Consider the following 9,747-nt stretch of genomic DNA (forward strand, 5'->3'; position numbering starts at 1 on the left):
GCGGCATTCCGGATGGCCCGGTTTAGCGGCGGCGGACCAGGGCACTCGGGGGCATGCCGGTCGCCGTCGACGATCCGCCGCTGCCGACGAACCTCCAACTGGAGGTGACCTCCGCGTGCAACCTGCGCTGCCTGATGTGCCTGGTCCGCTACCGGCCGCCGGTCAACAAGCTGGCCGGCGCGATGCGGCCGGAGCTGTTCCACCGGGTCGTGGACGACGTGCCGGGACTGCGGGAACTCACCCTGCAGGGGCTCGGCGAACCGCTGCTGTCGCCGTACCTGATGGAGATGGTCGCGGCCGCGGTGGCGCGGGACATCGTGGTCGGGTTCAACACCAACGCCACCCTGCTGAGCCGGCGGCGGGCCGAGGAACTGGTGGCCAGCGGGGTCGGCTGGATGCATGTCTCGCTGGACGGCGCCCGGGCCGAGGCGTACGAGCGGGTGCGCGACGGCGCCGACTTCGACACCGTGGTGGCGAACCTGGCCGGCCTGGTGGCGGCGAAGCGGGCGGCCGGCAGCGACACCCCGTGGATCCGGGTCGTCTTCGTCGCCATGCGGGACACGGTGGACGAGCTGCCCGAACTGGTCCGGCTGCTGGGGCGGATCGGGGTCGACGAACTGCACGTGCAGAACCTGTCGCACAGCTTCTCCGACGCCGACCCGGCCGGCCGGTACGCCCAGATCCGCGAGTTCACCGCCGACCAGGCGCTCTGGACCGGGGTGGACGCGGAGCGGGCCGCCGGGGCCTTCGCCCGGGCCGCGGCCGAGGCCGACCGGCTCGGCGTACGCCTGCGCCTGCCTCGCACCGCCGCGCCGCAGCCCGGCCCCGCCGGCGGGCCCGGCTGCTCCTGGCCGTGGGACGCGTCCTACATCACCAGCACCGGCGTGGTGCAGCCCTGCTGCATGGTGATGGGCGACGACCGGGTGCGCCTCGGCACGGTCGGCGAGCGGTCGTTTCCCGAAATCTGGTACGGCGAGGAGTACCGCGAGTTCCGTCGGCGACTGACCGGCGACACGCCGCCGCAGGTGTGCCAGGGCTGCTCGCTGTACCGGCGGACGTTCTGACGCGGTGCGCGCACCGCCGCCGTCGGCGGTGGTTGCTATCGTCACGGTGCTTCCGGAAAGACGTGAAGAAAGCGCGGCTATGACCTACGACCCGTTCTCCGCGGCCGCGAGCCTCGACGAGCTGCTCACCCAGACCCAGCAGGCGTTGTCGTCCATGCGGGCCCGCGCCGCCGAGGACACCGACGGTGATCCCGGGCGACTGCTGCGCGCCGAGGGAGCGGCGGACGGCGGCCGGGTGCGGGCCGTGGCGGTCCAGGGTGGCCGCATCGAGTCCGTGACCGTCGACCCGGCGCTGGCCACGGCGGGGTGGGAGTGCCTCGGCGGCCTTCAGGAGCAGTCGATGCGGCAGATGGCGATGTTCAGCCAGGCGATGGAGGGCGTGGTCGCCCGGCTCAACCGGGCCGGGGACGGCGCCGCCCGGGCCGACCGCTCCGCCTGACGCCGGCGTCCCCCGCCGCCGCCGAGGGCTGACACGACGAAGCGGCCGGCCGTCGGGAGGACGACGGCCGACCGCTCCGTTGTTGCTCAGCTCAGGTTGACTGCGGTGTCGTCGATGACGAACGAGGTCTGCAGGGAGACGTCCTCCACCCCGCTGAACGAGATGGTGGCCGTGGTGCCGGCCAGCGACGAGATGTCGAAGGACCGCTGCACGTAACCGGAGGCGGCGTTCACGTTGGAGTAGGTGGCCAGGGTGGTGCTACCCGCCTTGACGGTCAGCTTGTCGTAGGCCGTGGAGCCCGACTCCGCAGTGTCGATGTGCAGCCAGAAGGTCAGCGTCGCCCGGCAACCCGACGGGATCGTCACCGACTGGGACAGGGTGTCGGTGTGCGACGAGCCGTAGCCGTCCATCCAGGCGTTCCAGGTGCCGCTGTGGGTCGGCTGGCCCTGGGAGCCGTACTGGCCGATGACGCCGGAGGAGGCGCTCCAGCTCACGTTGCCGGACTCGAAGCCGGGGTTGGCCAGCTTCTGGCCGGAGCAGCCGGACGGCGGGGTGGTCGTGGTGGTCGGGGTCGGCGTCGGGCTGCTGCTGGAGCAGGTCGGGTCGCCGGACTGGGCCGGCACGCTGACCGCGTCCCAGGCGGCCTTGACGGTGTTGAACTCGGTGCAGCTGGTGCTGCCGTAGAGGTTCTTCGCCGCCTGCAGGGTCCAGGTGCGGTACTTCAGGTACGACGACGACGTGGTCTTCAGCAGCATCGCGTTGTACATGATCTTGATGGCCTTCTGGATGCCCAGGCCGGTCACGCTGCTGCTGTTGCAGGTCGGGCTGGTCGGCTGGCCGTTGGTCGGGCTGCTGCCCATGGCCAGCAGGTAGAACCAGTGGTTGCCGGGGCCGGCGGCGGCGTGCACCTCGGTGCTCGGGATGCTGCTGGAGTAGCAGTTCGGGTCGCCCAGCGCCGACGGGTTGTACATGTTGCGGATCGGGCCGCTGCCCACCAGGTTGACCTTCTCGCCGACCAGGAAGTCCGGAGCGTCGTAGGTGGACGGCTCGTTGGCGTACCACTCGGTGGCCGCGCCGAAGGTGTCCGCGACGAACTCCTGGGTGCCGCTGCCGGAGATGCCGCCCGGGGTGTGGTCGTCGATGCCGTGACCGATCTCGTGCGCCACCACGTCCAGCGAGCCGATCCAGCCACCGGCGGTGTTCTTGCCGATCTGGACCTGGGTGCCGTCGTAGTAGGCGTTCTGGTCGTTCAGGCCGACCCGCAGCGGCCAGTAGCCGCCGTTGCCGTCGGCGCCGTTACGGCCCAGCCACGCCGAGAGCATCTTGTTCTCGGTCTGGGCGCCGAAGAGCGCGTCGACGCAGCCGGTCTCCTTGTTGGTGGCGGTGCCGTTGCCCCAGACGTCGTCCGAGCCGGTGAACGTGGTGTTGGTGGCCGCGTCCTGGCAGCTCAGGTTGGTCAGCGACGGGTCCTTCATGGAGTAGGTGCTGCCGGACAGCGTGGTGTTCAGGGTGACCGGGCCGTTCCAGGCGCCGGTGCCGCTGCCGCGCACGACGTGCTCCTGCGTCCGCAGGACCTTGCCGGTGACGGCGTCGACGTCGACGGTGAGCCGGCTCGGGCCGTCGGCTCTGGTGCCGCGCACCGTGGTCTCCCAGGCCAGCGCCGGCTGCGCGCCGAGCGTGTAGACGACCAGGGTGCTGCCCTCGACGGTGGTGACCGTCCTGAGCTGAGCGCGGGCGGTCTTCTCGGCGGCGGCCGAGGTCAGCTTCGGCGTGGTGGCGAGGCTGCCGATGGCCCGCTCCTGCGCGACCGAGGCGTACTTCAGGTTGCCGGCGGAGTCGGTCGCCAGCACGAAGTCGCCGCCGGTCACCGGCAGGCCCTTGTAGGTGCGCTCGTAGGAGACGTACTGGGTGCCCTCGGAGGAGAAAACCTGCTTCTGCACGAACGCCTCGTCGGCGCTCGCGTGCAGGTACGAGGGGCGGGAGGCGACCAGCGCGCTGGCCGACTTGGCGGCGGTGGCGCGGGCCTGGGCGGCGTCGGGCGTGGGACTGGGCGGGGCGGCCTGCACGGCCGCGGCGGTGCCAGCGGCGATCAGGCCGGCCGCGGCCGCACCGGAGAGCGCGGCGAGGCGGGGTGAGAGCTTCAAGGGGGTCTGCTCCTGTTCCTAGGCGCGCCGCACGGAGCCCGGTAGGGGCGCGTGGCGCGGTACAGCTGTGAGGCGGGCGACGGCCGCTCTCCGAGGCTTGCCGGCGGGGGCCCCGGTTCGACAGATCGACCGCCTGAGCCGCCGGGGGTCGGCGACTCGTGGCAGCACAATCACACGGCCCCGGGGCCGGAGCAATGGGTGACCCGGGCAACCGTGGCCTTTCGATCACGACACGGTTTGGCAAAAATTAGGAAGCCATGATCTTCAATAGCCCCTGATCAGGGCTAATGCGCTCGCGAGTGGACGACGGCGAAGACGATTCGCGCCGATTGCCGCTGCTGGCTCATGGCGCACATTCGCCCTCGGTCAAGCTGTTGATCAGTCCGGGGCCGTCCGGCTCGCCGGCGGGTGCCGAACAGCGCGCGATGATCATCCGTACGGTCGATGTCACTGGGGGTGGTGTCAGCGGTCGCCGGGCGGGTGGCGGGACAGGGGTGTTGCTCTTGCTGCGTCTCGTTATTTGGGACGCGGGTCGAGTCGGGCGGCCGGCGGTCAGGCCGCGGGCAGCGCGGCGGCCAGGGCGGCGATCAGGGCCGCCGGCTCGAGGCTGGCGGGCCGGTCGCTGACCTGCCCGTCGCCCAGTTCGACCACCCGCCACCGGCCGTCGGCGTGGCGAGCCAGGTCGACCGTCACGAACGCCAGGTCGAGCGCGGCGACCGCCGAGGCGATCAACGAGACGTCCGGCCGATCCGACTCCGGTGACTCCTCCGGAGTGTCCGGGTGCGCGCCGACCAGTGCGCAGCGACCGTCGATCCACCAGGTCCGCACCTCCGCCCCGGTGAGCGCCTCGAAGCGGCGCAGCACGAAGCCGCCGGTGAAGTCGTCCTGCCGCAGCTCCCGCAGCCGGCCGGCGATCCGCCAGGCGGCGTCGCCGTCCTCGAGGTCCGGCACGAAGGCGGCCTCGTGCCAGTGGTGCTTGGCCGACTTCACATAGTCGCGCAGCACGGCCGGTCCCGGGCCGAGGGCGTGCCGGGCCTCGTCGAACGCGGCCCGGTCCGCGCCGGCCGTCCAGGTGGACGTGGGGGTGACCGCGGCTAGCGCGGCGTACCAGCCGGGCAGCTCGTGGGCGCGCCGGTACCGGGCCGGGGTGGTCCAGAGGCTCACGTCCCGGGCGGCCAGGGCTCCGGCGAGGTCGGCGTACCGGTTGCTCGACAGCATCCACCCCCGGTAGACGGCGTGCCCGGGGGCGCGTACCCCGGCCACCGCGCGGGCCGGGTCCCCACCCGCGGCGAGCAGGTCGTGGTCGACCAGGGCGACCGCCGCCCCGGCCGCGCGGGTGGCGTCGGCCTCGGGTGCGAAATGCGGGTCGGGCCGGCGCGGGCGCAGCGGATCGGCGGGAAACAGCAGCAGCACGGGCCCATCCTGCCGGTGGAAGGATTCCGCCGGCCACTTTCGTTTGTTGCGTAGAAAAGTAGTCACGGAACCAGCGAAAGCTATGGACACGCTGAGGGTAAGTCAGTAGTGTCGGGCACCATCAATATGTTTCGTCGAGATGAACTACCCGGCACGGTAGCCCTCGACAGTGGCCCACCGGCGGCGCAACCCGTCAGGTGACCACGACCGGCCAGCGATGGCCGTACCCCGGGTCAACGCCAGCACGGCGGCTCCGCCTCACGGGCCGACCGCACGTCCGTACCCGACCGACTCCGACAGCTCCGACGCACCGCGGTGCGCGGCGATCCGCCGCCGGCGCGGTGGCAGCTCTCCATGCACATCGGACGACCGTGGCCGCCGGCCACGGCCGGGACCCCGTGCGGCCTGGGAGGGGCCGTACGGGCAGCTGAACCGGCATCCACCGCATCGCCGGACCGACGACACCCGACGCACGTTCCGCCCGCTGTCTCCCGGACCGCGAAAGAGGCTTCCCATGACTTCACATCCACCGCCGCGCCGGCACGCACCGAGCCGGCTCCGGAGATCGGTGGCTGCACTCGCCGCCATGGCGCTGCTGACCACCGGCCTCTCCCCGTCCCCGGCGAACGCCCGGCCGACCGGCCCGGAACGGTCCGCGTCGGCCGCCGCCCCCGCGCCCCTGCAGGCCCAGGTGCTCACCTGGACGGCGGGGGACAACTTCCTGGCCTACCGGTCGGTGCCGACCACCGCCGTCGCCGGTCCGGCCACCCTCGTCTTCGAGAACAGCGCCGCCACCGGCAACACCACCGGGATGCAGCACACGCTGACCTTCGAGACCGGCGACCCGCGCTACAACAGCGACGTCGACGTCAACATCCTGGCCGATCCGACGGACGCCAACGGGGGTCGCTGGACGGTCGACGTGGTGCTCTCCCCGGGCACCTACCGGTACTTCTGCTCGATCCCCGGCCACGGCGGCATGACCGGCCTGCTGGTGGTCAGCGGCGGCGGCTCGGACACCACGGCGCCCACCGTCACCGCCGCGGTGACCGGGGAGAAGGACGCCACCGGCGCGTACGTGGGCAGCGCCACGGTGACCCTGTCCGCCTCCGACAGCGGGTCCGGCGTGGACCGGGTCGAGTACGCCCTGGACGGCGGCACGTACGGCACCTACTCGGCGCCGGTGACGGTGAACCAGCCGGGCCAGCACACGGTGAGTTACCGGGCCACCGACAAGGCGGGCAACACCTCGCCGGTGCAGCAGGTGTCCTTCACCGTCGTCGAGCCCGCCCCCACGGACACCACCCCGCCGACGGTCACCGCCGCGGTCACCGGGCAGAGGGACGCCAACGGCGCCTACGTCGGCAGCGCGACCGTCACGCTCTCCGCCACGGACACCGAGTCCGGGGTGGAGCGGGTCGAGTACTCGCTGGACGGCGGCGCCTACGCGGCCTACACCGCGCCGGTCACGGTCAACCAGACCGGCCAGCACACGGTGAGTTACCGGGCCACCGACAAGGCGGGCAACACCTCGTCGGCGCAGCAGGTGTCGTTCACGGTGGTCGAGCCGGCCCCGTCGGACACCACCCCGCCGACGGTCACCGCCGCGGTGACCGGAACCAGGGACGCCGACGGCAACTACGTCAACGCGGCCACCGTGACCCTGACCGCGGCCGACAGCGGCTCCGGCGTCGACCGGGTCGAGTACTCGCTCGACGGGCAGCCCTACGCGGCCTACGCCGCGCCGGTCGTGGTCAACCAGCCGGGCCAGCACACGGTCAGTTACCGGGCAACCGACAAGGCCGGCAACACCTCCTCGGCGCAGCAGGTGTCGTTCCGGGTGGTCGAGCCCGCCCCCACGGACACCACCCCGCCGACCGTCACCGCCGCCGTGACCGGCCAGAAGGACGCCAACGGGGCGTACGTGGGCAGCGCGACGGTCACCCTCTCCGCCAGCGACACCGAGTCCGGGGTCGCGAAGGTCGAGTACGCGCTCGACGGCGGCGCCTACGCGGCCTACTCCGCGCCGGTGACGGTCAACCAGACCGGCCAGCACACGGTGAGTTACCGGGCCACCGACAAGGCGGGCAACACCTCGTCGGCGCAGCAGGTGTCGTTCACGGTGGTCGAGCCGGCCCCCTCCGACACCACCCCGCCGACCGTCACCGCCGCCGTGACCGGACAGAAGGACGCCAACGGGGCGTACGTGGGCGGCGCCACGGTCACCCTGACCGCCGCCGACAGCGGGTCGGGGGTGGACCGGGTCGAGTACTCGCTCGACGGGCAGCCCTACGCCGCGTACACCGCGCCGGTCACCGTGAACCAGGTCGGCCAGCACACAGTGAGCTACCGGGCCACCGACAAGGCCGGCAACACCTCGTCGCCGCAGACCGCGTCGTTCACCGTGGTCGACCCGCCCGCGCCGGACACCACCCCGCCGACCGTCAGCGCCGCCCTCACCGGCCAGCTCGACGACGACGGGGCGTACGTGGGCAGCGCCACGGTGACCCTGACCGCCGCCGACAGCGGCTCCGGCGTCGACCGGATCGAGTACTCCCTCGACGGCGAGCTGTACGCCCGCTACTCCGCCCCGGTCACCGTCGACCGGGCCGGCCAGCACACGCTGACCTACCGCGCCACCGACAAGGCGGGCAACACCTCGGGCGCCGCCTCGGTCGCCTTCACCGTGGTGGCCAGCGGGCCGCGGCCCGACTGCGTGAAGGACACCCGGCCCACCGTCTGGCTCGGCACCGTCGACAGCGGCGTACCGAACCGGGTGGTCGACGGTGACTGCACGATCAACAACGTCATCGAGGACGAGAAGAGCTGGGCCAACCACGGCGCCTTCGTCTCCTACGTCACCGCGGTCGCCGAGCACCTGCACCACCTGGGGGTCATCACCGAGCAGGAACACGGCAAGCTGGCCAGCGCAGCCGGCCGCTCCGGCGTCGGCAAGCCGGCCGGCAAAGACGGCTACCAGCCGATCCTCGACTCCACGCCGGCGTCCTTCGGCCGCTGGCAGCACGTCGGTGCCGGTGGCTTCACCCGCAACGCCGACGGCTCGGTCACCAGCACGGCGGTGCCCGGGCTCGGCATGCTCTGGTACCCGGTCTCCGCGTACGGCGACTTCTCGCTGAAGCTGCAGTGGCGCGACGACGCCCCCGGGGACGGCCGGGCCAACAGCGGCGTCTTCGTCCGCTTCCCCGATGTCCGCAACCACCCGGCCGAGTCCCGCCCGGAGTGGGTCGCCATCAAGTACGGCCACGAACTCCAGATCTTCGACCGGCCCGACGGCGACCAGTACAAGAGCGGCTCGGTGTACGGCTTCGACCGGGTCGACCTGGCCGGCGCCGGCGTCACCCCGAAGGGCACCTGGAACGACTACGAGATCCGCGTGGTCGGCCAGCACTACTCCGTCTTCCGCAACGGCGTGCTGATCAACGAGTACGTCAACACCCCCGACGCCGTCTTCAGCCCGCCCCGCGCGGACGACCCGGGCGGCGCCGGGCGGCAGAACGCCAGCGGATACGTCGGCCTGCAGAACCACGGCACCGGCGACGTCATCAGCTTCCGGAACGTGCGGGTCGCCCCGCTGACCGCCTGCTGCCCGGGCGGCGCCGCGGGCACCTGCTGCTGAGCCAAGGAAAGGGACACATCATGGCAAGGAACAGGATCGACCGGCGTACTCTCCTGCGAGGGCTCGCCGGGTCGACGGTCGCGGTCAGCGCGGCCAGCCTGGCCGGCGCGCTGCCGGCCGGGGCCGACCAGGGCGGCCAGGGCAAGCTCATCCCGCAGGGGCACGTGGGCATCCAGCTCTACAGCGTCCGGGACAAGATCAGCCAGATCGGCTTCGCGGCCGTCTTCGAGGAGCTGTCCCGGATCGGCTACCGGGAGGTCGAGTTCGCCGGCTACACCCAGGGTGCGGTCGGCGCGATCACCCCGCAGCAGATCCGCCGGCTGCTCGACGACAACGGGCTGAAGGCGGCGGGCAGCCACCGAGGGCTGCGGGACTTCCGCACCAACCTGGAGTGGGAGCTGGACGTCGCCGAGATCCTCGGCATGCCGGCCGTCGGCACCGCCGAGGCGCCCACCGGCAACCGGACCGTCGCCGGCTACCAGGCGGCCGCGGCCGAGTTCAACGCCTGGGGCGAGGCGGCCGCCGCCCGGGGGCTGAAGCTCTACCAGCACAACCACACCATCGAGTTCGCCTTCGCCACGGACCGCCCGGACATCCGGCTGTACGACCTCTTCCTGGAGCTCACCGACCCCCGGTACGTCTTCCTGGAGATGGACATCCTCTGGGCGTACGGCGGGGCGCGGAAGTACCCCGGTTTCCGGCCGGTCGACTACGTCAACGCCCACCCGGAGCGCTATCCGCTGTTCCACGTCAAGGACGGCGTGCCGCTGCCCGACCCGCAGCAGGGCAACTCCTACGCCGACGTGGAGTTCGGCGCGGGCGTCATTCCGTTCGCCGACTTCTTCGGCGAGCTGACCGGCCGGGGCCGCTTCGAGTTCCTCTGGGAGCAGGACTCGGCGCCCGGCGCGCAGCCGAACCCGCCCGGTTCGCTGGGCGCGGCCGAGCGCAGCTACCAGCGCATGATCGACCTGCGGGGTGCCCGATGAGCGCCTGGCGGCTGGTCGAGGACCCGGCTCCCGAGCCGGCGGCCGGGCCCGCGCAGACCCGGCC

6 protein-coding genes are annotated in these 9,747 nt (G+C 72.3%); 4 read left to right on the forward strand and 2 right to left on the reverse strand.

The window, feature by feature from the left end; all coding sequences use genetic code 11:
- The first annotated feature begins 53 nt into the window (after positions 1-53).
- Together ACWEVO_RS19175 and ACWEVO_RS19180 are read left to right on the forward strand one after the other, a co-directional pair.
- Positions 54-1,064: a radical SAM/SPASM domain-containing protein gene (locus ACWEVO_RS19175; RefSeq protein ID WP_452308880.1), complete on the forward strand. Its 1,011-nt coding sequence runs from the start codon at positions 54-56 to the stop codon at positions 1,062-1,064.
- A gap of 79 nt (positions 1,065-1,143) precedes the next feature.
- Entirely contained in the window at positions 1,144-1,503 is a 360-nt protein-coding gene (locus tag ACWEVO_RS19180) for a YbaB/EbfC family nucleoid-associated protein (protein ID WP_452308881.1), read from the forward strand.
- 86 nt (positions 1,504-1,589) lie between these two features.
- Here ACWEVO_RS19180 and ACWEVO_RS19185 read toward each other — a convergent pair whose 3' ends face one another.
- Both ACWEVO_RS19185 and ACWEVO_RS19190 read right to left on the reverse strand, forming a co-directional pair.
- Positions 1,590-3,647 (reverse strand): M4 family metallopeptidase, encoded by a 2,058-nt coding sequence (locus ACWEVO_RS19185; protein WP_452308882.1) that lies wholly within the window; start codon positions 3,645-3,647, stop codon positions 1,590-1,592.
- Positions 3,648-4,199: 552 nt separating this feature from the next.
- Entirely contained in the window at positions 4,200-5,060 is an 861-nt protein-coding gene (locus tag ACWEVO_RS19190) for an ATP-grasp domain-containing protein (RefSeq protein ID WP_452308883.1), read from the reverse strand.
- Positions 5,061-5,574: 514 nt separating this feature from the next.
- On the opposite strand from ACWEVO_RS19190, the gene ACWEVO_RS19195 reads away from it, so the two are divergent.
- A complete protein-coding gene (locus ACWEVO_RS19195) occupies positions 5,575-8,697 on the forward strand; it encodes an OmpL47-type beta-barrel domain-containing protein (RefSeq protein ID WP_452308884.1) in 3,123 nt (1,040 codons plus the stop codon).
- 20 nt (positions 8,698-8,717) lie between these two features.
- Positions 8,718-9,683 carry a sugar phosphate isomerase/epimerase family protein gene (locus ACWEVO_RS19200; RefSeq protein WP_452308885.1) on the forward strand — a complete coding sequence of 322 codons (966 nt, stop codon included), beginning with the start codon at positions 8,718-8,720 and terminating at the stop codon, positions 9,681-9,683.
- The last annotated feature ends 64 nt before the right edge of the window (positions 9,684-9,747 follow it).

Source organism: Micromonospora sp. NPDC003776 (assembly GCF_053605645.1).

Coding starts and splice junctions, on each gene's coding strand:
- ACWEVO_RS19175 (WP_452308880.1), top strand. CDS start 54: ATGCCGGTCGCCGTCGACGATCCGCCGCTGCCGACGAACCTCCAACTG.
- ACWEVO_RS19180 (WP_452308881.1), top strand. CDS start 1,144: ATGACCTACGACCCGTTCTCCGCGGCCGCGAGCCTCGACGAGCTGCTC.
- ACWEVO_RS19195 (WP_452308884.1), top strand. CDS start 5,575: ATGACTTCACATCCACCGCCGCGCCGGCACGCACCGAGCCGGCTCCGG.
- ACWEVO_RS19200 (WP_452308885.1), top strand. CDS start 8,718: ATGGCAAGGAACAGGATCGACCGGCGTACTCTCCTGCGAGGGCTCGCC.